The organism is Nodosilinea nodulosa PCC 7104 (assembly GCF_000309385.1).
GTDB lineage: Bacteria > Cyanobacteriota > Cyanobacteriia > Phormidesmidales > Phormidesmidaceae > Nodosilinea > Nodosilinea nodulosa.
Genome location: NZ_JH976537.1, coordinates 5,566,003 through 5,591,507, shown reverse-complemented (window position 1 = coordinate 5,591,507; position 25,505 = coordinate 5,566,003). Strand labels below are relative to the sequence as shown.

25 protein-coding genes and 2 pseudogenes are annotated in these 25,505 nt (G+C 59.6%); 13 read left to right on the top strand and 14 right to left on the bottom strand.

The features are described 5' to 3' along the window. The first annotated feature begins 90 nt into the window (after positions 1-90). Positions 91-1,068, top strand: coding sequence for a polyphosphate kinase 2 (ppk2, locus tag LEPTO7104_RS0125865; protein WP_017301496.1), 978 nt, complete (start codon positions 91-93; stop codon positions 1,066-1,068). A gap of 15 nt (positions 1,069-1,083) precedes the next feature. Here ppk2 and LEPTO7104_RS0125860 read toward each other — a convergent pair whose 3' ends face one another. Together LEPTO7104_RS0125860 and queG are read right to left on the bottom strand one after the other, a co-directional pair. After that, positions 1,084-1,968 (bottom strand): tetratricopeptide repeat protein, encoded by an 885-nt coding sequence (locus LEPTO7104_RS0125860; protein ID WP_026073087.1) that lies wholly within the window; start codon positions 1,966-1,968, stop codon positions 1,084-1,086. 64 nt (positions 1,969-2,032) lie between these two features. Next, on the bottom strand, positions 2,033-2,992 hold the full coding sequence (gene queG / locus LEPTO7104_RS0125855) for a tRNA epoxyqueuosine(34) reductase QueG (RefSeq protein WP_017301494.1): 960 nt from the start codon (positions 2,990-2,992) through the stop codon (positions 2,033-2,035). 223 nt (positions 2,993-3,215) lie between these two features. Between queG and LEPTO7104_RS0125850 the strand changes: the two genes are divergently transcribed. Together LEPTO7104_RS0125850 and LEPTO7104_RS0125845 are read left to right on the top strand one after the other, a co-directional pair. Further along, positions 3,216-4,118, top strand: a complete 903-nt coding sequence (locus tag LEPTO7104_RS0125850) for a cell division protein FtsX (protein ID WP_017301493.1) — start codon at positions 3,216-3,218, stop codon at positions 4,116-4,118. 219 nt (positions 4,119-4,337) lie between these two features. Then, positions 4,338-4,700 carry a response regulator transcription factor gene (locus tag LEPTO7104_RS0125845; protein ID WP_017301492.1) on the top strand — a complete coding sequence of 121 codons (363 nt, stop codon included), beginning with the start codon at positions 4,338-4,340 and terminating at the stop codon, positions 4,698-4,700. A 235-nt stretch (positions 4,701-4,935) separates the two neighbouring features. On the opposite strand, the gene LEPTO7104_RS0125840 is transcribed toward LEPTO7104_RS0125845, so the two are convergent. Next, entirely contained in the window at positions 4,936-5,547 is a 612-nt protein-coding gene (locus LEPTO7104_RS0125840) for a DUF1003 domain-containing protein (protein WP_017301491.1), read from the bottom strand. A 395-nt stretch (positions 5,548-5,942) separates the two neighbouring features. On the opposite strand from LEPTO7104_RS0125840, the gene LEPTO7104_RS0125835 reads away from it, so the two are divergent. Further along, positions 5,943-6,584, top strand: a complete 642-nt coding sequence (locus LEPTO7104_RS0125835; protein WP_017301490.1) for a ParA family protein — start codon at positions 5,943-5,945, stop codon at positions 6,582-6,584. Next, on the top strand, positions 6,581-7,321 hold the full coding sequence (locus LEPTO7104_RS0125830; protein ID WP_017301489.1) for a hypothetical protein: 741 nt from the start codon (positions 6,581-6,583) through the stop codon (positions 7,319-7,321). The genes LEPTO7104_RS0125835 and LEPTO7104_RS0125830 overlap by 4 nt, the downstream gene beginning before the upstream one ends. A 67-nt stretch (positions 7,322-7,388) precedes the next feature. On the opposite strand, the gene LEPTO7104_RS0125825 is transcribed toward LEPTO7104_RS0125830, so the two are convergent. Continuing rightward, entirely contained in the window at positions 7,389-7,604 is a 216-nt protein-coding gene (locus LEPTO7104_RS0125825) for a DUF2811 domain-containing protein (RefSeq protein WP_017301488.1), read from the bottom strand. A 689-nt stretch (positions 7,605-8,293) separates the two neighbouring features. Continuing rightward, complete coding sequence (locus LEPTO7104_RS0125820; protein ID WP_017301487.1) at positions 8,294-8,863, bottom strand: hypothetical protein; 570 nt, start codon at positions 8,861-8,863, stop codon at positions 8,294-8,296. A 147-nt stretch (positions 8,864-9,010) separates the two neighbouring features. Between LEPTO7104_RS0125820 and LEPTO7104_RS0125815 the strand changes: the two genes are divergently transcribed. Together LEPTO7104_RS0125815 and LEPTO7104_RS41830 are read left to right on the top strand one after the other, a co-directional pair. Then, positions 9,011-9,697, top strand: a complete 687-nt coding sequence (locus LEPTO7104_RS0125815; RefSeq protein WP_017301486.1) for an SDR family oxidoreductase — start codon at positions 9,011-9,013, stop codon at positions 9,695-9,697. Between the two features lie 609 nt (positions 9,698-10,306). Then, complete coding sequence (locus LEPTO7104_RS41830) at positions 10,307-10,765, top strand: hypothetical protein (RefSeq protein ID WP_071527308.1); 459 nt, start codon at positions 10,307-10,309, stop codon at positions 10,763-10,765. 368 nt (positions 10,766-11,133) lie between these two features. Here LEPTO7104_RS41830 and LEPTO7104_RS0125810 read toward each other — a convergent pair. Both LEPTO7104_RS0125810 and LEPTO7104_RS0125805 read right to left on the bottom strand, forming a co-directional pair. Further along, positions 11,134-11,376, bottom strand: a pseudogene (locus LEPTO7104_RS0125810) (Uma2 family endonuclease); the annotation flags it as partial. Positions 11,377-11,484: 108 nt separating this feature from the next. Beyond that, a complete protein-coding gene (locus LEPTO7104_RS0125805) occupies positions 11,485-11,730 on the bottom strand; it encodes a hypothetical protein (RefSeq protein WP_017301484.1) in 246 nt (81 codons plus the stop codon). A gap of 88 nt (positions 11,731-11,818) precedes the next feature. Here LEPTO7104_RS0125805 and LEPTO7104_RS0125800 point away from each other — a divergent pair, with 88 nt between their 5' ends. Both LEPTO7104_RS0125800 and LEPTO7104_RS42525 read left to right on the top strand, forming a co-directional pair. Continuing rightward, positions 11,819-12,574 carry a DUF4058 family protein gene (locus tag LEPTO7104_RS0125800; protein ID WP_026073086.1) on the top strand — a complete coding sequence of 252 codons (756 nt, stop codon included), beginning with the start codon at positions 11,819-11,821 and terminating at the stop codon, positions 12,572-12,574. After that, entirely contained in the window at positions 12,571-12,696 is a 126-nt protein-coding gene (locus LEPTO7104_RS42525; protein ID WP_264308744.1) for a hypothetical protein, read from the top strand. Before LEPTO7104_RS0125800 ends, LEPTO7104_RS42525 begins: the two co-directional genes overlap by 4 nt. On the opposite strand, the gene LEPTO7104_RS0125795 is transcribed toward LEPTO7104_RS42525, so the two are convergent. Then, the gene (locus LEPTO7104_RS0125795; RefSeq protein ID WP_071527417.1) at positions 12,693-14,441 is read right to left on the bottom strand and encodes a mechanosensitive ion channel family protein; all 1,749 of its coding nucleotides are present in this window, start codon (positions 14,439-14,441) and stop codon (positions 12,693-12,695) included. The genes LEPTO7104_RS42525 and LEPTO7104_RS0125795 overlap by 4 nt on opposite strands. Positions 14,442-14,677: 236 nt before the next feature. On the opposite strand from LEPTO7104_RS0125795, the gene LEPTO7104_RS0125790 reads away from it, so the two are divergent. From LEPTO7104_RS0125790 to LEPTO7104_RS35345, 4 genes and pseudogenes are all read left to right on the top strand, one after another. Beyond that, entirely contained in the window at positions 14,678-15,349 is a 672-nt protein-coding gene (locus LEPTO7104_RS0125790; RefSeq protein WP_017301481.1) for a MerR family transcriptional regulator, read from the top strand. Next, on the top strand, positions 15,346-16,614 hold the full coding sequence (locus LEPTO7104_RS0125785) for a vWA domain-containing protein (RefSeq protein WP_017301480.1): 1,269 nt from the start codon (positions 15,346-15,348) through the stop codon (positions 16,612-16,614). Before LEPTO7104_RS0125790 ends, LEPTO7104_RS0125785 begins: the two co-directional genes overlap by 4 nt. Positions 16,615-16,777: 163 nt before the next feature. Continuing rightward, a complete protein-coding gene (locus tag LEPTO7104_RS0125780) occupies positions 16,778-17,206 on the top strand; it encodes a heavy metal-responsive transcriptional regulator (RefSeq protein ID WP_017301479.1) in 429 nt (142 codons plus the stop codon). 287 nt (positions 17,207-17,493) lie between these two features. Then, positions 17,494-18,474: pseudogene (locus LEPTO7104_RS35345) on the top strand (NAD(P)H-quinone oxidoreductase). A 162-nt stretch (positions 18,475-18,636) separates the two neighbouring features. On the opposite strand, the gene LEPTO7104_RS0125770 reads toward LEPTO7104_RS35345, so the two are convergent. The 6 genes from LEPTO7104_RS0125770 to LEPTO7104_RS0125745 all read right to left on the bottom strand — a co-directional run bounded on the left by LEPTO7104_RS0125770 (position 18,637) and on the right by LEPTO7104_RS0125745 (position 25,221). Beyond that, complete coding sequence (locus tag LEPTO7104_RS0125770) at positions 18,637-19,500, bottom strand: energy-coupling factor transporter transmembrane component T family protein (RefSeq protein WP_017301476.1); 864 nt, start codon at positions 19,498-19,500, stop codon at positions 18,637-18,639. After that, positions 19,500-21,230, bottom strand: a complete 1,731-nt coding sequence (locus LEPTO7104_RS0125765) for an ABC transporter ATP-binding protein (protein ID WP_017301475.1) — start codon at positions 21,228-21,230, stop codon at positions 19,500-19,502. Before LEPTO7104_RS0125765 ends, LEPTO7104_RS0125770 begins: the two co-directional genes overlap by 1 nt. Positions 21,231-21,236: 6 nt before the next feature. After that, complete coding sequence (locus tag LEPTO7104_RS0125760) at positions 21,237-22,025, bottom strand: hypothetical protein (RefSeq protein ID WP_017301474.1); 789 nt, start codon at positions 22,023-22,025, stop codon at positions 21,237-21,239. Between the two features lie 211 nt (positions 22,026-22,236). Then, a complete protein-coding gene (locus LEPTO7104_RS0125755; protein WP_017301473.1) occupies positions 22,237-23,541 on the bottom strand; it encodes an HhoA/HhoB/HtrA family serine endopeptidase in 1,305 nt (434 codons plus the stop codon). A gap of 648 nt (positions 23,542-24,189) precedes the next feature. Continuing rightward, positions 24,190-24,600 carry a VOC family protein gene (locus LEPTO7104_RS0125750; protein WP_017301472.1) on the bottom strand — a complete coding sequence of 137 codons (411 nt, stop codon included), beginning with the start codon at positions 24,598-24,600 and terminating at the stop codon, positions 24,190-24,192. 186 nt (positions 24,601-24,786) lie between these two features. After that, a complete protein-coding gene (locus LEPTO7104_RS0125745; RefSeq protein WP_017301471.1) occupies positions 24,787-25,221 on the bottom strand; it encodes a VOC family protein in 435 nt (144 codons plus the stop codon). Positions 25,222-25,505 lie beyond the last annotated feature (284 nt).

Sequence of the window (25,505 nt, the reverse complement as noted above, 5' to 3'; positions counted from 1 at the left end):
AGACTTGGCCAGCAAACTGACAGGTGGCTTACTATTGTCTACTATCGCTTCAATGATCTGGGACAGCGGTCGCAACACCAGGATACTACTATGAGCAAAAACAACGGTAAAGCTGATTCTGTAGCCAATAGTTCCGCAGATCCTAGTGGTGAGAAAAGTCACAGGAAAAAGCACAAACAGGGAAAGGCAAAAGCCAAACCAGAGGCTAAGGCAAAGAAGCTAAAAAAAGAGCGTTCTACGCTTTTAGAACCGCCTGTCTTTCACTACCTATCTGAGGCGGAAGGCAGCTCAAAGCTGCCTTCCAAATTCTACGAGAAAGAGCTGGCCCGCTTGCAGGTAGAGCTGGTCAAAATGCAGTACTGGGTGAAGCATACCGGCACCCGCATTGTGATTTTGTTTGAGGGTCGCGATGCGGCGGGCAAGGGCGGCACCATCAAGCGCATTACCGAGCCGCTCAACCCGCGCGGCTGTCGGGTGGTGGCTCTGGGAACGCCGAGCGATCGCGAAAAGACCGAGTGGTACTTTCAGCGCTACGTGGCCCACCTGCCCGCCGCTGGCGAAATCGTCTGCTTCGACCGCAGCTGGTACAACCGGGCCGGGGTAGAGCACGTCATGGGCTTTTGCACCGACGGGCAGTACGACGAGTTTATGCACACCTGCCCCGAGTTTGAGCGCATGCTGGTGCGCTCCGGAATTATTCTGCTGAAGTACTGGTTTTCGGTCAGCGATGAGGAGCAGGAGCGGCGGTTTCAGTCGCGCATTACCGACCCGGCCCGCCGCTGGAAGCTCAGCCCCATGGATCTGGAGTCGCGCGATCGCTGGGTGGAGTATTCCCAGGCCAAAGACACCATGTTTGCCCACACCAACATTCCCGAAGCCCCCTGGTTTACGGTGGTGGCCGACGACAAAAAGCGGGCGCGACTCAACTGCATCAGCCACATTCTCAGCAAGATCGACTACGTGGACATGACCCCCGACCCGCTGGAGCTGCCGCCCCGCCGCAGTGCCCCGGTCGACTACGTGCGATCGCCCATCAACGAGCAGTTTTTTGTGCCCCAGCGCTACTGAGCCGCCAGGGCTAACCTACAGCTCGCTGATCAGCCCCTTGATGTCGGGCACCTCAAAGAAAGCGCTGGTAGACTCAATCAGCTTGTCGCCCCAGAGATTGGTGCGCAAAAAGTCGAGGTCGGCGTAGCGGCTGTCCTGCTCCAGGGCTTCGGTGCCCAGGCGCACCGCCTCCTGGCAGGCCGAGGTGCTGGCCCTGACCACGGGCACGGCGCAGTTTTCTTGGGTGTAGAGGGCCACCGCCATCGCCAGCTTTGGCTCTGGTTCGTTGGCGGCCAGCTCCAGGCTAGACTTCCAGTACTCCACCGCCTTTTGAGAGTCGCCCTGCTCATAGAGCACCAGGCCAATATTGTTGACCGAGGGCCAAAACTCCGGCTCCGCCGCCACCGACTGCTCAAAGCTGGCGATCGCCTGGGGGTACTGGTCGAGCTTGAAGTAGGCATTGCCCAGGTCAAACAGGGCGCTGGGATTGCCGGGTTCAATCTTTAGCCCCTGCTCCAGGTAGCTGGAGGCGCGCTGGGGATCGTCCTGCTGCAGGTAGGCAGACCCCAGGGCAAACAGCACCCGCGCGTTGTCTGGCAGCAGGGTGCGAGCGCGATCGAGCAGGGGCAGCGCCTTGTCAACCTCTTCGTTTTGCAGGTAGAGGCCGCCCAGCAGGGCCAGCACCTGGCCATCGTTGGGGGCGAGCTGAGCGGCGAGCTGAGCCAGGGCCAAGGCCCGACCAAACTGCTGGTACTCAGCCATCTGCTGGGCTTCATTCGCCAAAAACAGCCCCTGTTCGGTCATCAGGCCGTAGTCGAGGGGCAGCACGTAGGGGGTGAGCGCCTGGGCTCTGGCCGGAAGGGCGGAGCTTAGCATTCCGCAAAGGGTCAGCAGGGGCAGGAGAGAGAGGCGTTTTAGCACAGCAAAATTCGTGGGTAACAGGTATCAAATATATAGAGTGTACGTCGGTTACGGGCGGCCAAAACTAGCGGGGGTAATTTTGCTGGGCCGCCTGGGCATTGCGCCGCCACATGGCGGGTTTAATCCGCCGCAGGGCCGATGCCGGAAACCGATGATTCCACTCGGCTTCTGATAGCGTAGCTAAATCAGCTAGCTTTGGGGCCAGATTTTCTGGGTAGGGCTGAAAGTCATCGACGGTAGTGGGTTGGGCAAAGCGCTGGTTCCAGGGGCAAACATCCTGGCAGATGTCGCAGCCCGCCACCCAGTTTTGCAGGTGCGGCGCGATCGCAGGGGGCAGCGTTTCGGCCCGGTTTTCGATCGTGTGGTAGGCAATGCAGCGGTTGGCATCGACCACGTAGGGCTGGGTAATGGCCCCGGTGGGGCAGGCCTCGAGGCAGCGGGTGCAGGTGCCGCAGTGGGCGGTGTGGGGCGAGTTGGGGGTCAGGGCCAGGGTGGTGATCAGCTCGCCCAAAAATACCCAGGAGCCGTACTGGCGGGTGATCAGGTTGCCGTTTTTGGCCACCCAGCCCAGGCCCGCCTGCTCGGCCCAGGCCTTGTCCTGCACGGGGCCGGTGTCGGCGTAGTAGCGCACCGCGCCGTGGCCAGCATCGGTAATCCAGCCCGCCAGGGCCTTGAGGCGTCTGTGCAAAATGCGGTGGTAGTCGCGGCCCCAGGCGTAGCGCGAAATTTTGCCGTGGTGGGGCTCCTTGGAATGGGCGTGGGGGGTGTAGTAGTTGAGGGCGACACAGATTAGCGATCGCGCCCCCGGCAGCACCCGCCGCACATCCTGGCGTTTGGGGTTGGCCATCCAGTCCATATCGGCCTGATAGCCCTGGCTCAGCCAGGTTTGCAGGTGCCCGACCGCCGCTGACTCAGGGCCATCGGGAGCATCCTCGATCGCCGCAATACCGACCAGATCGAAGCCCAGGGCCAGGGCGCGATCGATGACGGCCTGGCGATCGGGCGACCCAGCAAATTCTGCCATATGTACCCCCTGACACTGGTAATGTAGTCGCTTAAAGCGGTTCCAATCCGTCCTACCCTAGCCTGGTTCGATTAGGTTGCGAATCAAGAACTCTACTTGACATCGCCCGCATCTACGCATAGTTTGTACCATGCTGCGACTAGCGCTGTAGTTAGCGTCTGACACTGGTGCTACCCCCTACATCTGCTACTCTCGGCCCAATTTCTACCCGGCAAGGGCGTCTATGTTTAAGCTGTTGACTAAGTTTGACTACCTGCTGCGCGAAACCTTCCTGGGCCTGCGGCGCGGCGGCTGGATGAATTGGGCGGCCATTAGCACCATTACCGTGCTGCTGTTTTTGTTTGGCATTAGCCTGCAATCGACCTGGCAGCTGGAGCGGTTGCTCAACCAGTTTGGCAGCCAGCTAGAGGTGTCAGCCTATCTGCAGAGCGGCTTTCAGGCCAGCGATCTCAAGCCGGTGGTGGAGGCCTTCCCCAACGTGGTGACGGTGACCCCCGTCACCAAAGAGTCGGCCTGGGCCGACCTGGTCGATCAGCTGGGCCTGTCGGATATTGCCGGGGCCACCGACCAGCTCAAGGGCAACCCCCTGGTCGACGAGCTAAAAGTCAAGGCCAAAGACTCGGAGGCGGTACCGGCGATCGCGGCTCAGCTGCAAAGCCTCGACGGCGTTGACGAAGTGCGCTACGTCGACGAAGCCGTCACCCGCCTGGCCCAGCTCAACAATGGTCTCAAGTGGGCGAGCCTGTTCGTCATTACGGTGCTCACCCTGACCGCCACCGCCGTTATCACCACCACCATTCGCCTGATTGTGCTGGCCCGCCGCCGCGAAATCGAGGTCATGCAGCTGGTCGGAGCCACCCGCATCTGGATCTACCTGCCGTTTATTTTGCAGGGGGCCGCCTTCGGCCTGGCCGGGGCCGCCGTAGCCTGGGGGCTGCTGTTCGCCATTCAGCGCTTCCTGACCGAGCTAGCCGCCCAGCAGGCCGATTTTATTCAGTTTGTGGCCCAGGGGCTAAGGCTCACTCCCCAGCAAATCATCCTGCTGCCTGCCGCCATGCTGGGGCTGGGCATGCTGGTGGGGCTAATCGGCAGTCTGCTGGCGGTGCGCAAGTTTTCGCTGCGCTAGCGGGGCTGTCACCAACCAGCGGCAGAGGGCCTACACCAACCGTTGCGGCCCCTGGCCTGGCTTTTGGGTCGGGCGTGGCAAGGCTTGGGCCAGAGGGGTTTTGGCTGGAATTGATCACCCGCCCCAGCAAAGTTTTAGAAAAGTGTTAGAGTTTGCCCAAATTGGCCATAATAGCTACGGAGCAACGGGCGGCCTGCCCACCGTCAGCGAGGCATCAGAATGAGTACAGTGCTAATTGTCGACGACAGCTCAACCCTCCGAGAAATGATCGCCGGGCTGCTGCTCAAAGCTGGCCTGACGGTGGTAGAAGCCAAGGATGGCGTCGAGGCCCAGGACATGATTCAGGCCACCCCCCCCGACCTGGTGGTGCTCGACATCGTCATGCCCAATATGAACGGCTACGAGCTTTGCCGGTGGATTAAAAACGGCGCCGCCACCCAAAATATTCCCGTCATTATCTGCTCCAGCAAGGCCGAAGAATTCGATCGCTACTGGGGCATGAAGCAGGGGGCCGACGCCTACATCACCAAGCCCTTTCGCCCCGCCGATATGATCAGCACCGTCAAGCAATTGCTGCGCTAGTGGACTGCGGTGCAGGTTTATTGGCGATACCGATTGCCGATTGTAGGGGGCAGGGGGGCCAGGGAGCTAGGGGAGTTGGCAGGGTGGCTTGGATGGTCGCCTAGGGATCCTGGGGCCGCCAGCGTTTCTCCTAGTACTCGAAGGCTGAAATATGCCGACTATTCCAGCTCGCTTGGCTCCCCTGCCCCCCTTGCTCCTTCGCGATTGACAATAGTTGCCACACTTGTGCCGCAGTCTACTGGGCATCCTCTAGCGATATTTCCTCCTCCAGGTTTTCCTTTAGCGCATCCAGCACCGCCAGGGGATCGGTGGAAATTTGCATCATGGCGGCCTCGTGGTCGTAGCGCTGAGCGATGTCGGGCAGGTCTTCCCGCAGCTCCTCTAGGAGGGAAATAATTTTGGCGATTTTCTTTTCCGAGAGCAAGTTGAGCTGAAGCATCAGCTGGGTGCGCTGTTCGGCAAAGCTTTCCTGCCGGTTTTGGCGAATTAGCACCCCGGTTGAAATCAGCAGCGCCGCCGCATCCAGCCCCTGGCCCGCCCAGCTAAAGGTGGGTAGATCGAAGGGCAGCAGGCTGGTGTGGTTGAGGGCATCGCCCCCCAGCCAAAGGCCCAGGCCCCCCAGCAGCAGATACAGAAAAATCGGGCGGCTAAACCAGGCGGCCACTGCCTCCAAAATTTGCTCGGCGGCGGAGGCCTCTTCGGCCTCCTGGCGGTGGATGGCGATGATCGCGTCAATATTTTCGGCAATGGGGTCGGGCAGGGGGGCGGTCAAGATGCGCCGCCGGGAGCGACGCCCAAGCCAAGGCTTTGACGATTTGGCGGCAGCTGGCTCGGAAGAGGTGGCCATGGGAAACGGGGTAAACGGTAGGGGCAGCAACCCGCCGGGATTTGCCCTCAGGAGGGCAGGGCGATCGCTTGGGGAATTGGCCGGGTTGGCACCGAAATGCTCGCCACGGCTGCAGCTAGATGCTGTAAGCCCCTGGGCAATCTCCGCCGGGGTGGATGTATTTTATCAGGGGCCGTGGGGGAGAAGGGGAGGGACCGGGGAGAGGTTTTTTGCCGATCGGGTGAATCTGGATATGCTGTTCAATCCACCTTGCAGTACCATTCCGTAGATTGGAGCGTTGACGTAGCCTCTCAAAACCAAGCCCCGTAGCGTTTGCCCTGGCCCGTTGGGGCCGGGCAGCATCGAGTAAGCCGGTTACGACAAGCTTTGCCCCCCATCCTAAGGAGGACTTTTGATTGGCTACCCCAATTGTGTTGGCGGTGTTTAACGGCAAGGGAGGGGTCGGTAAAACCACCACCGCCGTTAATTTGGCCGCGGTGTTTGCGGAGACGCGATCGGTGCTGCTGGTGGATGCCGATCCCCAGGAGTCGGCGCTGTGGTGGACAAACCGCAGCCCGGTGGCGCTTGGGTTTGAGGTCAAGCAGGAAACGAATCCCGCCCGGCTGGGGCGACTTAAACAGGAGCACACCCACGACCTGATTGTGGTCGATACCCCGCCCGCCCTCGGCTCCGCTATCCTCGCCGCCGTGATTCCATCGGCGAGCTACTTGCTTTTGCCCACTCCGCCCGCACCGATGGACCTGGCCGTTTTGATTACTACAGTCAATGAAGCGGTAGCGCCCAGCGGGGTATCCCATCGAGTATTGTTGACGAAGGTGGATTCCCGCAGCGTCGGCGAAGCCATTGAAGCCCAGAACACTCTGCTGGAGCTGAAGATTCCCGCCTGTAAGGCGTTTATCCGCGCCTATAAAGCCCACGAGCGGGCTGCCTTGGAAGGCCTGCCGGTGCTTCAGTGGCGCGGCCCCAACAGCCAGGAGGCCCGTTCTGACTACTGCCGAGTTGCCGAAGAACTACAGCGAGACTGGACCCAGCCATGACTAAAAAACGCCTCTCTGACATGCTTAAAGAAGAAGTGAACAAGGCTGACGCTCCAGACCCTGCGGCCACCCCCGCCGAGGCCGAAGCTGCCCCAAAGCCCGCGACCACCCGGCGGGCCTCGTCGTCGCGGCGCACCGCAACTAGCCGCCAAAAGCCAGCCGCCAAGGCCAGTAGTCGCCCCAAGGCAACCACCCCTAAATCAGCGGTGGATGCAGCCGTAGAGTCAGATGCTGTCAAGTCAGAGGCCAAGTCGAAATCTAAGCCGGTGCCCGAGCCTATCGCCGGGGCCGAGGCGATCGCGGCTGAGCCAACCCCCCAGGACGATCTGGCCCAGCGCCTGAGCGCCCTGGAAACAGACCTGGCGACCACCAAAAAGGACAAAGCCCAGCTAGAGAAGACCGTTGCCGGGCTGCAAAAAGATTTAGAAACTCAGCAGAGCAGGCTGTTTGAGCTAAAAGACAGTCTGGCCCAGGCCGAAGCCGCCACCCAGGCCAAGGCCGATGCCCTAGCCAAAACCCAGGCGGAGCTGGAGGAAGCCAAAAAGACGATTCTCAAGCTCACCGAAGCGCCGCCCCCGCCCCCCAGCCGCATCTCGGGGGTCGACATTTTGCCCCGGCGGCCGGTGGAGGCCAAGCCCAACCGACCGGCTTACCACCGGGGCGTGCCCGACTACGCCATTCAAAAAGGGCAGCCCAACCCGATGCTGACCGATGCCGACATCGGCTGGGTTGACTAGGCGAGCCTGCCGCTAGGGGTCGTCATCAATTAGCGGCAGACGGCCTAAACACCAACCATTGCGGCCCCTAGGGGGTGTAGTCGAACAGAGCGTCTAGATAAATGCGGTTGACATCGCGCTCACATCGGCCGTTCTGCATTAAAAACAGGGACAGGGCCGCACAGAAAACGCGGTGCTGGCTCCAGGCGGGGTTGCCGTTGAGGTAGACCTGGAGCGCCTCGTAGAGTTCCTCGGGTACTTCAGCCATGAGGCTAACTTTAGGGGTGGTCGCGTTGGGGGTCATGGGCAATGCCTTAGTGGGGGGATGCGAACTCGTTACGGGCGCCAAACACCTATCCGCCGGGGCGGGGACAGGGCTGCCTGGAGCTTGATCTACTGGGAGTCTGATGGGGTCTGCAAGGGCAGCCTCGGCCAATTCTGGCCGCAGTGAACCGGGCCGGAGAGGTACTAACTCTGGCCTGCTGCTGGTGGATAGCTGTTCAAATTCAATCGGGGAACGACTCGGGCCAACCAATCCTCTCCCCAGGGGTAGGGACTCCCCAGACCACGACAAAAACTGACCCAGGGCCGGGTCTTGCCAACCGTGGAGGGTTTGGCTGTGCCAGTCGCATCATTCTGCCGAACTGTCCGGGTACTGTCAATCTTGCGCTAGAACGGCACTTACGCTAATGACACAAGGGCAGTCACGAGGGCGTGCGGGTTCCAGCGATTTTCGCCCCAGTCCGGCAGCGGTTTAGACAAATCATAGGATGGGCCAGGCAGGCCGTGCGGTTTTCCCCAGGTGCGCCTCAGCTCGCAAGCCAGCGTCAAAGCCTGGGGAAAATCTGGGGAAAACTTGGACATGCCTGGGGAAAACCTGGGGAAAACCTGTCCGAAATATTTCTTTTTGTAACATTTTTGGCGGTGTCGCCTTGACGCTCTGCCACAGGGCTGCTCTAGGGCATGATTCCGTTGCTGGGGCGCAGAGTCTGGTTAATGTTTTGTATCGATCGCGTCGTCTGTGGCGCCGTCCAGGGCTAGGGGCACGGGCGGTACCGGGGGCCAGCGCACATCCCACAGGGCCCAGGTGGCGACCAGAAGCAGCAGGGCGATCGCCAGGGTGCGCCCCGGCAGCCTGGGGCGATCGCCAGACCAGCTCAGCCGCGCGCTGCCTTCACCGTCCATATACCGATGCAGCTGGTCAATCAGGGCGGTGGCAGAAAGGGGGGTGCGCACCTCAGGCAGGGTGAGCTGCCGCCCCGGCCCCAGTAGCGTGAGGCGATGGCAAAAGCGCACGCCACCGCGCGGCGTGTTGTCGCACAGCTCTGAGGCAATGGCCACCTCCTGGAGAACAAAGCCCTGGGGGCGAGGCAGCCAAGCCAGGGGCCGGGGCCGATTAGCCTGACAGTAGACCTGGGCGGGGGCCGCGCGATCGCACACAACGCTGCTGGGGCCAGGCAGGCTGACAATCCACAGGCCCAGCAGTGCCGCACCGAGCACCAGCACCACCGGCACGCGCCGCAGCCTGGAAGCCCAGGTATCAATGGCTTTTTTCTCCGTCATCGCGCCCCTGTCCTGCCTAACGATCAACCTCATCCTGCCACAGGAATCCACCCCGCCCCCTTGCGTCCTCGACCGGATTAGGGCATGCTCAGCCATAGGCTTTTGCTCAAGCATCGCACCACCTCTCGGCACGCTAGCGTTTTGTCCATGGGTAAACACATTGTTATCACTGGGGTGAGCCAGGGGCTAGGCCGAGCCATGGTGGATGGATTTATTGCCGAGGGACACACCCTGTCGGGCTGTGCCCGCAGCGCTGGGGCGGTAGCCCATCTGGCGGCTCAGCACCCCCGCCCCCACGGGTTCACCGTCGTCGATATCCGCGACGATGCGGCGGTGGCGGCCTGGGCCGCAGCGGCGATCGCCGCCAATGGTCTGCCCGATCTGGTGATCAACAATGCCGGTCTGGTCAACCATCCGGCTCCGCTGTGGAGCGTACCCGCCGAGGAGTGCGATGCCGTGATTGCCGTCAACCTCAGCGGCACCTGCAACGTAATTCGCCACTTTGCGCCGCCCATGGTCGAGCGGCGATCGGGCATTTTTGTCAACTTTAGCTCAGGCTGGGGGCGATCGACCTCGCCGGGGGTGGCCCCCTACTGCGCTACCAAGTGGGGCGTGGAAGGGCTAACCCAGGCCCTATCGCAGGATTTGCCCACCGGCATGGCGGCAGTTGCCCTCAACCCCGGCATTATTCACACCGCCATGCTCGAAACCTGCTACGGCGACGATGCCGCTGCCTATACTCCCATTGCCACCTGGGCAAAGGCGGCGGTGCCCTACATTCTGGGCATTCAGCCAGGGGATAATGGGCGATCGCTGACGGTGCCGGGGCAATAGGGCAGGGGGGCTTGCCTGCGATCGCGAAACTTGCAGCGGTGGTTTAGCCGTCCAGCGGGCTTTTTGCCCCACCCCCTCCCCAATTGAGACCATGAGTGTAAATCATGGTCTGGCGATCTTTCTCACCTTTGACTGTCGCATACAGTCATCTGCCCGTGCCACTGTCTGGGGCGAAGGAACTACACTGCGCTCAACGGTCGAAGGGGACAGATAAGCCCGGATTTCATTCGCCACTTTTGATAAATAAGCCTTCTAATTCCCAGAATTAGCCACTATATCTGACGAATGACATCCTTAATTCCCAGAATTAATTGTCAAAGATTGTGGTTAATTAGCTTAGATACCGAGTGTTATTCTACAAAACTGTCGGATAATGCGGAGCATAGGGGAGAGTATCGGTCAGATCTGACGCCGAAAACGTAATCAGCCTAAGCATGACGCTTAATTGTTAGAGATATAGCTGTGGCCAGCCTAGTTCAGACATGTCTCCTATGAACGTTCAAACGTTTGAACGTTCATAGGGTTGCTGAATACTCTAATCAACGTGACTATGGCTATACTTCCAATTTCGTTCAGAGATATCAAGTTTGCTATCCAAGGAATATCTCGATGGTTAAACTTGGCTGGGCCGTAACAATTTATATTTTCGTGAGTTTTTTCCTGTTTTTGATGACATCTTTTACCAGTCTTGGCTGGATAGTTTACGGATTAATAATCCTGCCGATCTATGCAGCTATTTTATTAGTATGGTGGCTTATGGTTTGGCAAAATCCTACCAAAGGAGTACGCATAAGATACTGGATTTGGAGCATCGTTTTAGTATTACAAGTTTCGACTATTCTGGCTTCGCCCGGGAATTGCTACGGATGGACCCAAGGTGCTAACTGCTATTCTAATCTTCAAATCTTTCTAGGCGATGTTCCAAGAAGTGGATCTAGTAACATCCCCCATTGGAAGCCATTAGAAAACAATTTTCCCGTATTGGCATTAGCTTACGGCGTATCTCTAGTGGTAGCTTTATCGTTTATTATTATAAAAAAGACCGATTCTACAACGACGTCTACTTGAGTAAAAAGTTTTCAAGATAATGCTATGGTATCCGAAAACCTCAGACTGTCGAACTTCGAATTTGAAAAGCTCTTGAACCTTATAAATCCATGGAAACACAGTTAGATTGCCGATTAACTGACAAAAGATCTGATGTAGGTTGGTGTTGAGCGAAGCGTTCGCGTTGGCGAAGCCGCCCCTTTGGGGCTAGCGTCTTCAGGGGAGGAAACCCAACACCATAACGATTTTGTTGGGTTACGCTAACCCAACCTACCGAAGCTCGAAGACCCCAACTAGATATTGGAATCTTTATTCACAACATCTACTACCAAGCTGCCCAGCCCCAAATCCCCGATCGCATCCAGTAGCCATCCGTTGCGGCAGATACCTTACAAAACCTCACTCTCGTTAGGGAAAACGACATCCTCATAAACCTGGGCCAAGGCAATCTCCAGGCCTACGCCGTCGAGCACCAGGCTGCCCTCAGCGGCGGCTCCAGACACCTCACCGATCGCATTCACCAGCTCCCAGTTGTCGCGTTCGTTGCGGCGGTAGCACTCCACCATAGGGCGATCGGGGTCGATCAGCACATATTCTTGCAGGGTTTCGATCTGGCAATAGCGGCGAAACTTGTGGCCGCGATCGCACTACAACGGCCTGATCTACCAAAGGTGGGGGTACCTTGGCTATCCTCAACACCACAGTTGAATCAGCACCCGTGAGGAATAGATCGCTATACCCTACGACTCTCTGCCCTCTAGCCGCTTAATGCGTTCGCCCAGGGCGTTGAGCCGTTCTTCTAGGGTGAGGTGGTCGCTTTCGTTGGTAATGCTGTAGCCAATCAGGCGATCGACAAGGCGCTGTTGGCGCTCTTGATAAGCCAACATATCTTGAATTTCTTGCCGTTGGGCAATCTGGCTTTCCTGCGATTCGCGCTGAACCACCAGCATTTGCTCTAGGGTTTGCTGGATCTCATCAAAGGTCATGGCTACGAGGGCTGTACTACGCCAATCCTATCGAATAGCTCACTCTTTTCGCCTTTACACTGGATAACAACAGGCTTAGCGAAGGGCAATGCACAACCCGTTTCCTGGTATGAACCCCTATCTAGAGCAGCCCGGACTGTGGCCCCAGGTGCACAATCGGCTGATCGTGGCGATCGCCGACGACCTTACCCCCCAGGTGGCCCCCAAATACCGCGTTTCCATCGAAGAGCGGGTCTACACCACCACCGAACCGCTGCCCCTGGTGGGCATTGCCGATGTTGCCGTTGCCCAGCGCCAGATCGATCCAAACGTGGCTCAAACAACGGCTCAACTCATTGAACCTCGCCGTGTGCAGGTGCCCCTGCCAGTAGAGGTAACCGAGCGCTTTTTAGAGGTGCGGCTGGTGCAAACCAATGCCGTAGTCTGCCTGATTGAGGTACTGTCTCCCAGCAACAAGCGCCCAGGAGACGGGCGCACCGCCTACGAAACCAAGCGCCAGAAAATTCTGGGCTCGGCCACAAACCTGGTCGAAATTGACCTGCTGCGCAGCGGTTCCCCCATGCCCCTGGGCGACCTAGAGCGCAAGCCCTACAGCATTCTGGTCAGCCGCAGTGCCGAGCGGCCCAATGCCGAGCTGTACGAGTTTGATTTGCCCGAGCCGAGCCCGAGCTTTCCGGTGCCGCTACAGCCCGATGACCCCGAGCCAATCGTCAATTTGCAACGGTTGATCAATGACCTTTACAGCCGCGCCCGGCTTGACCTGGCGATCGGCTACGCGCAGCCTGTAAAACCCGAGTTATCGGAACCGGATGCGGCCTGGGTCGAGGCCGTGCTGGGGCGTTGAGGGTAGCCGCTCTGGGGTGGGTGAGGGGCACGCTGCGCTACCGCCGCCCAAAACAACCCGACATTTTGCCCGCCGCTGTCGACACCGCCGAGCTGGCCCGCGACTGCTGTGGAACGCCCTAGGGCTGGTGGCCATTGGGGTTTTGCACCAAAAAAGACGGCGATCGATAGTCTTTGGGCAGATAGCTGGCCGGGATGGTGGAGTGGTTGCCGTCGCGCAGGGAGGCGTAGCTGGGCGACAAAATCTCGATGTCGGCCCCGTTGCACTTGTCCTGAATGTTTTGGTGCAGTTCGGAGTAGATCAGCGGCATGAGGTGGGGCGTGGCCGTGTAGGCATTGAGCTGATAGCTGACGTTGAAATCGTTGAGGTCGGTTTGCAGCACAAAGGGCGGGGGGTCGGACTCGATGTTGGCGGTGGCCAGGGCGGCGGCGGTCATCACCTCGTGGATTTTGCGCCAGGGCACGTCGTAGCCCAGGGTAACGGTGGTGTAGAGCACCAAAAAGCCGCTCGACTCGCGGCAGGTGGCGCTGTAGTTGGTGACGTTGCTGTTTAGCACCGAGGCGTTGGGAATGGTGACGGTTTCCTGTTTTGGGGTCAGCACTCGGGTCACAAACAGCGATTTGTCCTGCACTTCGCCGATGATGTCGTCGATGCGAATAAAGTCGCCCAGCTGAAAGGCGCGGGTGTAGATCAAAATAATGCCCGACAGCGCATTGGCCACAGCGGAGGACGAGCCCAGCGTGAGCAGCGCCCCAACGAATAGCGACACGCCCTGAAAGGCCGGGGAGCCAAATCCTGGCAGGTAGGGGCCGGCCATGACCAGCGCGATCGCCACAATTAGCAGCGTTGCCAGCCGAATGGTCGGCTGCACCCACTCCGGGTAAAACCAGGGATAGACATCGTGACGCCCCAGTTCGGTAATGATCTGCTTGGCAAACTGAATCACGTAGTAGGTGATGACGGCAATCACCCCAATCATGGTCAGCTTCGGCAGATAGGCCACAAACGCCTGGGCCACGGCGTTGAGGCGATAGGCCGTATCTTGCAGCAGGCTGTCGCCCAGCGCCTCCGTGGCCGGAAACTGGCTCAGCACAAAGGGAATGTACAGGTAAAGCACCAGCAAAATCAGCGCCAGCCGGCCCAGTCGCACCAGCCCGCTGAGCAGATATGCCGTCGCCCCGGCCCCCAGCAGCCGAATCGATTGAAGCCGCACTCCCAACGTTCCGGCGGCCTGACGGCGGTCAATGTTGGCCAGCAGCTTGGCGGTCATCAAAAACAGCACCCTCAGGGCCAGAAATACGGCGATCGTGCTGACCACCGTGGCGGCCAGGCTGGTCATCAGCCGCCTGACGCTGCGCTTTTCTCGATAGGCGGCTATTCCCTGCTGAATGCGCTCCACCGCCACCGCCGCCAGCTCCGACTGCGACTGTCCGTAGGCCTCGGCATCGGAGTCTCGAATGGTAAACAGAACCAGGTCTCCGGCCCGCACCGTAGTTTGGCTCTCCTCTGGCTCGGCCTGCACGGCCTCGGGGGCGATCGCAGGATCGTTGGCCACCGCCGCAATGCGCTGGGAAATAATATCGGCCCGCTCCTGGGCCGAGGTCACCCCGGCTACCCCCTCCTTGACGAGAAACAGCGGCTGATCGTCGAGCAGCACCGGAAACCCGTCGATTTTATTGCCGATCGCCGCCTCCGGCTGAAGGGCGCTATCTGCCCCAGGGTTTGGCTGCGCCGGGGCATCAGTGGCCCAGACCGGCGTGGTTAGCACCAGCAGAAAAACAGCCAGGGCCAGCAACAGCCAGCGCCCTAGGGGAGCGTAACGCGATTTTCTACGGGGGGAGAAGAGCTGAGCTGCACGAGGGGCCATGGCATTGTCAGCGTTGGGAAACAAAAGAATAGCTGAAGTGTACGGCCTGGGCCGGAGGACGTTTCGCAATTGATCAAAAATATTCAGTTTTTAGCCCCGTTGCCCGACGGGGTCAGGGCCGCAGGCCGAGTGATCGCCTGCAGCAGGCCGACCCTGCTCTCGCCTTCGCGGCGACGGCAAACTTACAAATTAAGTTGTTATTGACAATTAAGGATGTAATTATCTATCATGGCCCCATGAGCATGTTGCAACAAATTGCCCAGCAGCAGCCCGAAATGGTTTTGGAAAACTTCGTTGAAGTGACCAACACCCTGCTCCCTCAGTTTTTGCCAGACCAGGTTTCTAGGGGGCGCGGGCAGGAGCCGGTGAATCCTCGGCTGGTGAGGCACTACACCACTCAGGGATGGTTGGACAAGCCCCTCAAGCAGGGGCGCGAAGCCCGGTACATCTATCGGCATCTACTGCAATTGCTGGTGCTGCGCCGCCTGCTAGCGGAGGGCTACAGCACCAGCTCTATCGGCAGCCTCCTAGGCGACCAGACCAACACCGATTTAGAAAACATTCTGCAAGGAGGTGTTCAGCTGACGGTTGAGGCCGCCAACCCGGCCCTGGCATTTTTGGCCCAAATTCGAGATCGGGGGGAGCCCCAGCGCCCAGACCAAGCTGCCCCTGGGCAAAAGCGGGCCTTGACGCAGGCCCCTCCGGCCAGGGCCGAGGCCTCTGCGCCGCCTGCTGCCGCTGCACCGCCGCCCCAAATCTGGACCCGCCTGACCGTTCTCGACGGCCTGGAGATCCATGTCCGTCGAGACTTCGCTGCCCCCACCACTGCCCACGAGCGAGACAGCCTGCTCCGGCTGATTGCCGAACACCTTACCCACCTCAACGAATCCCAGAGGCCACCCCTATGACCCAAACCACCCTGCCTGCGATCGAGCTGATTCCTCTCCACGCTGCGATCGTCGCCGATCAGCCCATGACCCTGGATGTGCTGGTGCGAATCACGCCCCCGGCTGTCGCCCGAAACGCCGACCGAATGCCGCTAAACCTGAGCCTAGCCATCGATCGCTCCGGCTCTATGCAGGGGCAAAAGATGCACTACGCCCGCGAAGCCGCCCGCTTTGCGATCGAAAACCTGCTTCCCTGCGATCGCATTAGCGTGGTGCTCTTTGACGACCGCATTGAAACCCTGGTGCCGAGCACCCTGGCGACAGACAAACACGCGCTGCTCGAAAAAGTGAGCCAGGTGCATTCGCGGGGGTCCACGGCTCTCCACGCGGGTTGGGTAGAAGGCGGCGTGCAGGTGAGCCAGTACCTCAACCCCGCCCAGCTCAATCGCGTCATTGTGCTCTCTGATGGGCTGGCCAATGTGGGCGAAACCCGCCCCGATGCGATCGCCAGTGACGTTCACGGGCTGGCTGAGCGCGGCGTTAGCACCACCGCCCTGGGCATTGGCAATGACTACAGCGAAGATCTGCTGGCGGCGATGGCCCGCAGCGGTGACGGCAACTTTTTCCATATCGAATCTGCCGACCAGCTGCCGACCATTTTTGAAACCGAACTCTCCGGCCTGGCCGCCACCCTGGGCCAGCGGGTCAGCCTGGGGATTGAGACCAGCTGTGGTGTCACGGTCATGGACCTGCTGAACGACTTTGACCAAACGACTACCCAGCGCTATAAGCTGCCCAACCTGATGGTCGGCGCTCCCATTCAGGTCGTAGTGCGGCTGCAAGTTCCGGCCCTGAGCCAGCCCCATGCCCTCATGCAGGTGCGCCTGGCCTGGGATGATGCCGACCAGCCAGGGCGGCAGGTGCTGCGGGCAGAGCTGACGCTACCCCTGGTCAGCCCCGAGCAGTTTAGTGATTTTCCCGCCGATCCGGTGGTTCAAGAGCAGGTCGCCCTGCTGATGGCCGCCCGCGCCCGCCGGGAGGCGGTGATGTACTCCGACCAGGGCGACTACGCCGCCGCTGGCGTTTCTTTGGCCAATGCCCGGGTGGCGATGCAGGCCATGGCCCCCAGTCAGGCGCTGCTGGAGGAGCAGGCTATTTTGCAAGATCTAGAAGCTGACTACCAAAGCGGCAACGTGGCCAGCGCCCGCAAGAAGGCATTTTCTCAGTCTTTTAACATGACTCGCACGGGCAAATCTAAGCCCCGCCGCTCCATGGATACCCCCTAACCGCTATGACCGTTCAAGCGTTTGAACGGTCATAGGGTTTCTGGATGTGCTAACCAGCGCGACTATGGCTATACAAGTGACTGTGGCCGTAAAACCGCCTCCCGGCCTTGATGCTATAGCCAGCTGTAGCGTTTAGACTAAAGCCAGTGCTGGGGAAAAAAACATGGCAGCCGTCACTGGCCTAAAAATTGGAGAAGTGTCCAAGCAGACGGGCGTGGCCGTGGGGGGCCTGCGCTACTACGAAAGCCTGGGGCTAATTCAGTCGGCGCGGGGGGACAACAGCTATCGCTACTACCCGCCCGAAACGGTGCGGCAGGTGCAGTTTATTAAAAAAGCCCAGGCTCTGGGCTTTTCCCTCGACGATATTGGCGAAGTGCTGACGGTGCACCACCAGGGCGACGTGCCCTGTGAGTTTGTCCAGGAGCTATTGCAGGGCAAAATTCAGCAGCTTGAGGCCCAGATCAGCGAGATGGTGGTGTTTAAGGCTGAACTCGAACGGTACCGCGATCGCTGGGCCGCCAATCACCCCCACCCCCAGCCGGGAGACATTTGCCCCCTGATCGAGGCGATTCCCCTCACCGCTCCGGCCTAGTAGATCGCGGCGCAGGTGTGGCGACTATTTCCAATCGCGAGGGAGCAGGGGAGCGAGGGAGCCGTGCGCGTTGGAATAGTCGGTGTATTTCAGCCTTCGAGTCCTAGAACTCCTTTTACCTAGCGGGACTCAGCTCAGACCTTCGCTCTGGCTGCAGCAGCGATCGCAAAAAATGGGCAGCGCCGGGGCGCAACCTCCAGCTTTTGGTCGATTTTTAATTGGCCGGCGTAGCGTAAGGTACTTCCACGAGCAGGGCGCAATCCACAACTCAGGACATACCTCCTACCATGCAGCACGCAGCATTTGACCAACCGGGTGAGCCCAGCGTCCTATACCTGGCTGAGTCGCCTGTGCCCGACATTAAAGACGATCAAGTCCTGATTCAGGTCAAAGCGATCGGGGTCAACCGCCCCGATATTCTTCAGCGCCAGGGAGCCTACCCACCGCCAGCGGATGCCAGCCCCATCCTGGGCTTAGAAGTGGCAGGCATCATTGCCGAGGCGGGCGCGCAGGCCAGTTGGTTTCAGCCCGGCCAGCGGGTTGTTGCCCTTTGCAATGGCGGTGGCTACGCAGAGTAAGTCGCTGCGCCCGCCTCTCAAACCCTCCCCCTGCCCGACAATGTGGACTTTACAACTGGCGCAGCCATTCCTGAAACGTTTTTTACGGTGTGGGCCAACCTGTTCTCAATGGGAAAGGCCACCTCGGGCGAGAGTGTGCTGCTTCACGGCGGGTCGAGCGGCATCGGTTCCACCGCGCTGATGCTGTGCCAAGCCTTTGGCATAAACGCATTTGCCACCGCTGGCAGCGATCGCAAGTGTCAATTTATCGAGAGCCTGGGCGGCATAGCCATCAACTATAAAACCCAAGATTTCGTTGACGTAGTGTTGAGCGCAACTCAGCAGCGGGGGGTAGATGTTGTATTCGATATTGTCGGTGCCTCCTACTTTGAGCCAAACTGCGCGGCGCTAGCAAAGGACGGCAGATTGATCATCATTGGCGCGATGGGGGGAGCAATCATACCTGAATTTAGAATTATGCCGTTCATCCAAAAGCGCCTGAAACTAATGGGTTCTACCCTGCGGGCCAGAACTCAGCTCGAAAAGGGAGACATTGCCGCCTCTCTATCTAAAAATGTCTGGCCAATTCTGGCGGCGAATCAGTGTTTGCCCCACGTAGATTCTGTCTTTAAGCTAAGCGAGGTGGCCAAAGCCCACGAATTAATGGAGAGCGGCGATTTCTTAGGAAAAATTGGTCTAGAGGTCTCTTAATTCTGGCGGCCTGACACATTTCCGACGTATAACCATAGTCATGTTGGTTAGGACATCCAGAGACGTTCAAACGTTTGAACGTTCATGGGAGACAGGTCTTAACCAGGTCTGCTCCTGGAGCGGCAAGGCAAGCGTTCAGCAAAGCAGTGCTGGCAGCAATTTTTAACCCGCTGAACCCAGCAGCCAGTAAAACTTGCCCACGCCCAACCCCACGTACACCGCGATCGCGCCAGCAAACAGGGCGACAAAGCCACCGATCAGGGCGTAGTCCACAGGGGCCAGGGTCGATTCGTGCAGGTAGGTGCGGTGGGGGCTGCCGGAAAACCCCTTCGATTGCAGCACAATTTCGAGCTGCTGCGACTTGGCCAGGGCGTTGAGGATCAGCGGCACGGCAATGGCGGCATAGACCCGGCCCCGCTTGAACCAGTTCATGCGCTCAAAGTCTAGCCCCCGCAGGCGCTGGGCCTCGATGATCGACTGCACTTCCCCCAGCAGCAGCGGCACAAAGCGCAGGGTTGAGGAGAAAATAAACACGATTTTGTAGGGAATTTTGGCCCGCACCATGCCGATGGTCATCTGGTTGACGTCGGTGGTGAAAATGGCCAGGGGAATGATCAGCACCATGGTCAGGGTCTTAAACACGATATTCAGGCCGTAGAGGGTGCCCTCGACGCTCATGGTGGCTCCGCCGATCAGCGCCCAGCTGGCGGGCAGGCTCAGCAGCGGCGTCAGCTCGGTTTTGCCGGTCAGCAGCTTGACCTGGTCAACGTTAAAGAACCCCATGCTCAGCAGCAAAAAGATATAGAAGGGGAACATCACCTTCAGCACCGTGCCCAGGTAGGTGAGTCTGACCCCGGCCAGCAGGCAGGCGATCGCCACTGCCAGGGCCAGCAGCCCTCCGGCGATCGGGCTTTCCCAGGTAAAGGCGATCAGCGTGATCGTCACCAGCATCACCAGCTTGGTGCGAAAGTCGAGGCGGGTGAACAGCGAGTCGCGGGTGACGGTTTGAAAGGAGGAAAATCCCATTACTGGCTGCTCTCCTGGCGGGGGCGAAAGCAGCGGGCTACCTCCGCCGGGGTAATCAGCGGATAGGTTTGCCCGCTCAGACGGCTCAGCTCCTGGGCCAGCTGCACCGCCTGGGGCGGCACCAGGTAGGTCGATTGCAGCACCTCGCTCTGGTGGTAGGCCTGGCGCAGGGGGGCATCCAGCAAAATCGTGCCCTGGCCCATGACGATCGCCCGCTGGGCATAGTCGGGCATCAGGTACAGGTGGTGGGTAATCACAATCACGGTTTTGCCCAGCTGGTGGAGCTGGCGGCTGACCTCCAGAATCGCTTTTGCGCCCCGGTAGTCTTGCCCGGTGGTGGGCTCGTCAAAAATAATGATGTCGGGCTGCATGGCCAGCAGGGCCGCGATCACGATGCGGGAACGCTCGCCCTTGGGCAGGGAGAGGGGGTGGGCGGCGCGATCGCCCCACAGCCCCATCGCCTTGAGCGCCCGCAGGCTCTCTCGCTTGACGGCCTCGGCGGAGTAGCCCAGGTAGGGCAGAGCAAAGGCGACTTCTTTTTCGACGGTGGTGTTGAAGATCTGGTTGTCGGGGTTTTGGGCCAGGTAGCCAATCGAGCGGGCCAGGTCGCTGACCGAGAGGTGGCGGGTGTCGCGATCGCCCACCCGCACCGCACCCGCCGTCGGCTGCAGCAGGTTGAGAAAGTGCTTGACCAGGGTGCTCTTGCCCGCCCCGTTTTGGCCCACAATCAGCACGTACTCGCCGGGGTGAATCGCCACCGAAACGTCGCGCAGGGCCTCGGTGCCGCTGGTGTAGACGTGGGTGAGGTTTTGGGCCGAAAGAATCGGGGGGGTAGGGCTGGGGGCAGGCGGCGGAAACTCGGGCGGCGGCAGCAGGCGATCGCTGATCTGGAGGGCAGGCAGGGCCGCCAGGCCCTTGTCCAACGTCACCGGCACGGCGGCCATCGTAATGCCCCGCCGATCGAGCTGGTGGTAGGTGTCGGCCACCTGGGGCGGGCGCAGGTGGTAGTGCTCCAGCAGATCCACCTGGGCGTAGATATCCTCGGGGGGGCCGAGGGCGGCGAGGCGCCCCTCGGAGAGCAGGGCGATGCGATCGGTAAACTCGGCCATTTCCTCGGCGGCGTGGGAGACCATGACAATGGTGACCCCCAGCTCCTGCTTGAGCGCCTGCACCGTGGCAAACACCTCCTGGGTGCCAATCGGGTCGAGCTGGGAGGTGGGTTCGTCGAGCACCAGCAGGTCGGGCTGTAGGGCCAGGGCGGCGGCGATCGCCAGGCGCTGCTTTTGCCCTCCCGACAGCTCCTGGGGGTTCTTTTGCTCAAAGCCCGCCAGGCGCACGGCGGCCAGCACCCTGGGAATGCGGGCCAGAATTTCAGCCCGAGGCACCCGCAGATTTTCGAGGGCAAAGGCAATTTCGTTTTCGACCGAGGTGCCGGTCAGCTGAATTTCGGGGTCCTCAAACACCATGCCCACGCAGCGGGCCAGCTGGCTGACCGGATGGTCGAGGGTGTCGAGCCCGGCGACGGCAATGTGGCCAAAGAAGCGGCCCCCGTAAAACTGAGGCACAATGCCGTTCAGCGCCAGGCAGAGGGTGGTTTTGCCCGCCCCGGTGGGGCCGACAATGCCGAGAAACTCCCCCCGGTGAATGGTAAGGGAAATATCTTTTAGCACCGGGGCAGCCGCGCCGGGATACTGATAGGAGACCCGATCGAGCTTGGCAACAATATCCATGGAGGCTCAGTACAGGGCTTGCTGAGGCTTGACCAAATTCATCGCCCGCAGACCCGAAATCACCCCGGTGCCAATCACGGCTGCCGTTGTGGAGCGAATTAAATTTTCGACCGGAATAATCGGGATCAGGGTAATCCAGACCTCCTCGGGCCAGTTAAACATGAAGTAGGTGATGGTGGTCTCGCTCAGGTGGGTCACCCCCCACACCATCCAGGTGCCCAAAAACAGGCCCACCGCCACCAGGGCAACATTAGAGCCATTGATCCAGCGGGCAAACAGGGTGCGGGTGGGCAGCACAAACAGCACCAGCCCCGACCAGTCGACAAAGGAACCGGCGATGAACACCCCGGGGGAAACGCCGTTTTGGGCGATCGCATGAAATCCGTAGAGGCAGTACTGAAGCACAAACAGCGCCGTCAGCCCCAGGTACCAGTAGCGACGACTGCCGCCCAAAACCATGGTGCCCGCCGCAAAGCTGGCCAGCACCGCCCCCCACACCGACACAAAGGGCACCCCCGCCGTGTAGGGGGCAAAAAAGACGCCAATCAGAGTGCCAATACCGCTGGCCAGCGCCCCTGCCAGCGGCCCCAGCAGCCAGCCCAAAAGGGGAAAAATACTCTGGCTCAGGGGCATGCTGCCGCCCGAGGCCAGCACCACCGAAAAAGGAATAAAGGCCAGGGCCGTAACCACGGCGGCCAGGACAATGATGTAGGCGATCGGCGTGCCGTCAATGGTGGCGCCACCCAGGGCCTGCACCTGGCGTTCTTCTCCGGTGGGGGGCAAATTCTTTTCCATGGGTTGGCTCTACCGGGTGGCTGGGTTGTTTACGTTTAGATTGACAAATACCTCCATTACAGTACGCGTAGTTTAGTGCTGTGCAGCTAAAGCAATGAAATGATATTGATTTTGACGCCCAGTGGCCAAACGCTAAGCTCCCCAAAACGCTCCGGCGGGGCGAAGAGCTGTAGCCCTTCGCCCCGCCGGGCCAGCTCAGTTCCCTGGGAGGTTAGCCCTGCTGGTCCTGGGACTCAACCGGAAACGCCCCCGGCTGCACGGTGATGGTTTCAGTCTGGCCGTTGCGCTGGAGCTGAATCCGCAGGCGGCTGCTCAGCGAGGTGCCCTCTACAATGCTCTGCACCTGGGCGGCCTCGGTGACAGGCTGGTCGCCAATTTGCTGAATGACGTCCCCGGCCCGCAGCCCGGCCTTGTCCGCTGGCGAGTCGGGCATCACCCGAGCCACTAAAACGCCGTGGTCTTCGCTGACGCTGAGACCGCTGTTGGGGTCGCTGTTGAGGCTCTTTTTCACGTCGGGGGTGAGTGTCACCATCTGAATGCCCAGGTAGGCGTGGTCAACCTTGCCCTTGCTCGCCAGCTGATCGGCAATCTGCTGCACCTGATTGATGGGGATGGCAAAACCAATGCTTTGGGCGCCCTGAATAATGGCGGTGTTCATGCCGATCACCTGACCCTGGGCATTGAGCAATGGCCCACCGGAGTTACCGGGGTTGATGGCGGCATCGGTCTGGATAAAGTCAACCCGCTTGTCGGGGACGCCCACCTGGCCGCTAGATCGCCCGGTGGCGCTGACAATGCCAGCGGTGACGGTGTTGTCAAGCCCCAGGGGGTTACCGATCGCGATCGCCCATTCCCCTGGGTGGAGCTGATCTGAATTGCCCACCGGCACCGTGGGCAGGCCTTTGGCGGCAACCTGAATCACCGCCACATCGGTAACGGTGTCTTCGCCCAGCACCTTGCCGTCAAAGCTGCGGCCATCCTTGAGGGTAACCTTAACCGTGTCGGCACCGTCTACCACGTGGGCGTTGGTGATAATGCGGCCATCGCCGTTGATGATAAATCCTGACCCGACACCCCGTTCGGTGCGCTCGGCAGGCTGCTGAGGCACCTGATTGCCAAAGAACTGACGAAAGAAGGGATCGTTAAAGGCGTCGGGCATTTGGGTGGCAACGGTGCGGCTGGAGTCAATGCGCACCACCGCTGGCCCCACCTGATTCACGATCGATTCAATAAAGTTGGGATTGGTGGCGGCGGCGGCCAGGGCGGTCGAGTTCGAGGGCGCCACCGACGGCACAGGGTTGTCAGCGGCCTGCACGGGCGTGGGGCCCTGGGTCACCTGATGGAACTCGTAACCCAGCCCGGTGGCAATTCCTGCTCCCAAAAAGACCAGGGCCAGGGATGTGGCGAGCTTTTTGGGGAACTGAGATTTGTGCTGGGGGTCAAACTGATTACCTGGCATGTTGCCGTTGGCGGAAACCTCAGGGCGATCGGGAATGGGGCGAGAATCGGTCTTCATTAAAGTGTTCTCCTGAATTGCTGCAAAGAAAGGCATAGGGACAGAACCGCCGCACTGGGTCCACTCAGGGAAGTCACTCAAAAGCCTTGAGATGCAGCGCTCTATCCGGTGCAATTTCACCTTAAAGAATCCCTATGGCAAACCTGTGACGGAGAAATGTCAAGTTTTGCCCGATTTGACTTGCTTTAGCCACGTTTGAAAGGGCCAGGTTGCAGGCTCCCGGTTGCAAGGGCTAGTGGACTGGGGCACAAGTGTGGCGGCTATTTTCAATCGCGGGGGAGCAGGGGAGCTAGGGAGCCGGGCGAGCTGGAATAGTCGGCATATTTCAGCCTTTAAGTATTAAGCCCTAGAACGCCGGTTCAGTATTCGCTGCTCCTGGTTTCAGGGTTCTGCCGTGAATGCTCGTCGGAGGCACTGCCTGCTCAAATGAGCGTCAAAGCCCCCAACCTGGCGCCTAAGCGGAACTAGGGCAGCAGGTTGGGGGCTGTCATTTAGATACTGTCCGGTGCACTGGGGCCTAGCCAAGGGGTAGATGCCTAGTGGGATAGGCATTCTACGCGCCCTGGATGGACGGCGAGACGGCTATTTCCCAAGACTGTGAACCCTTGCGATGCTTTAGTTTGACAAAGCCCTGGGCAATAGTTTTGCTCAGGCCGTTTTGCTGCAGTTGATCATCCAGGGGGTGCCGAATTGGTCCACCAGCATGCCAAATCGGTCGGCCCAAAACGTTTCCTGAATGGGCATTTTGACGGTGCCGTTTTCAGCCAGCTGCTCAAAGACGCGCTCGGCCTCGGCGGCGTCCTCAGTGCTAATCAATACGGACATGCCCTGGGACGCTTCAAAGTAGTCTGGGGGGGAGTCGGCCCCCATGATCTCCTGATCGCCCAGGGTCATGTAGACGTGCATGACTTTGCCGTGCCAATCAGGGGATGTTTGCTCTGCCATGGGTGACTCTCCGTAGGTCATCATGCCGCCGACTTTGCCGCCCAATACCTTTTCGTAAAACTTAAAGGCGGCTTCACAGTTGCCATCAAAACTCAGATAGGGGTTTAGTTTCATAGCGCCCTCCTGGGGCTGAAGAACAAAATGATCTATTCAGATCTATTCAAGTGATCAACAAATAATCAATCCAACCTGTCTAGTAGACTGCGGCACAAGTTTCTGGACTATGGCCGATCGCAAGGGGGCCGTAGGGCTAGGGAGCCAGAGGAGCTGGAACGGTGGCTTAATTTCCGTCCAGCAGTACTAGGCGGCCTTCCAGGGATCGTAGGTGCCAAGATTCCACAGGTGGCCCTCTGGATCGTGGCAGGAATAGTCGCGGCCGCCGTAGTCCTGATCTGTGAGAGGAAGGGCAATTTTGGCCCCTGCGGCGATCGCCCGCTCGTAGTGGCTATCGATGTCCTCCACCACAATGTATGGGCTCTGGTTAACCACGTCGCCTGGACTTTTGGGCGGCTGCTGAAGACGGTCAAAAGCCCCGCCGTTGGCCGCCGAACCCACCATGATCATGCCGTTGCCAAACACCAGTTCGGCGTGGGCGATCGCGCCGTTTTCGCCCGGTACAACCAAGTGCTTTTCAAAGCCAAAAGCCTTGCAAAGCCAGTCGATCGCGGCGGCGGCATCGCGATAGCGGAGGGTTGGAATAACCGTTACGCTGGTGGGCCGAGCAGCTTGAGTCATGGCCTTTATCTCCTAACGTCAGGCTTGACCGATGGCGGCCAGCTAGTTCACATGTATTATATAGCCGTAGCTAGCCCGGGTGAGAATTTCCTCACAAAACGTTCAAACGGTCGAACGTTTCTGGAGGTCTGAACCCAAGTGACTATGGCTATACCTCCACAGCCGCTTCTCTAATTCGGCTACACCCAGTAGTCGAACCGCAGGTTGCTAAATCGACAGGTCGGCGATGTTTTTTTGATCATTCTCCGTGGCGGGCGATGCTTTGCCTGATGAATTGGCGCTTG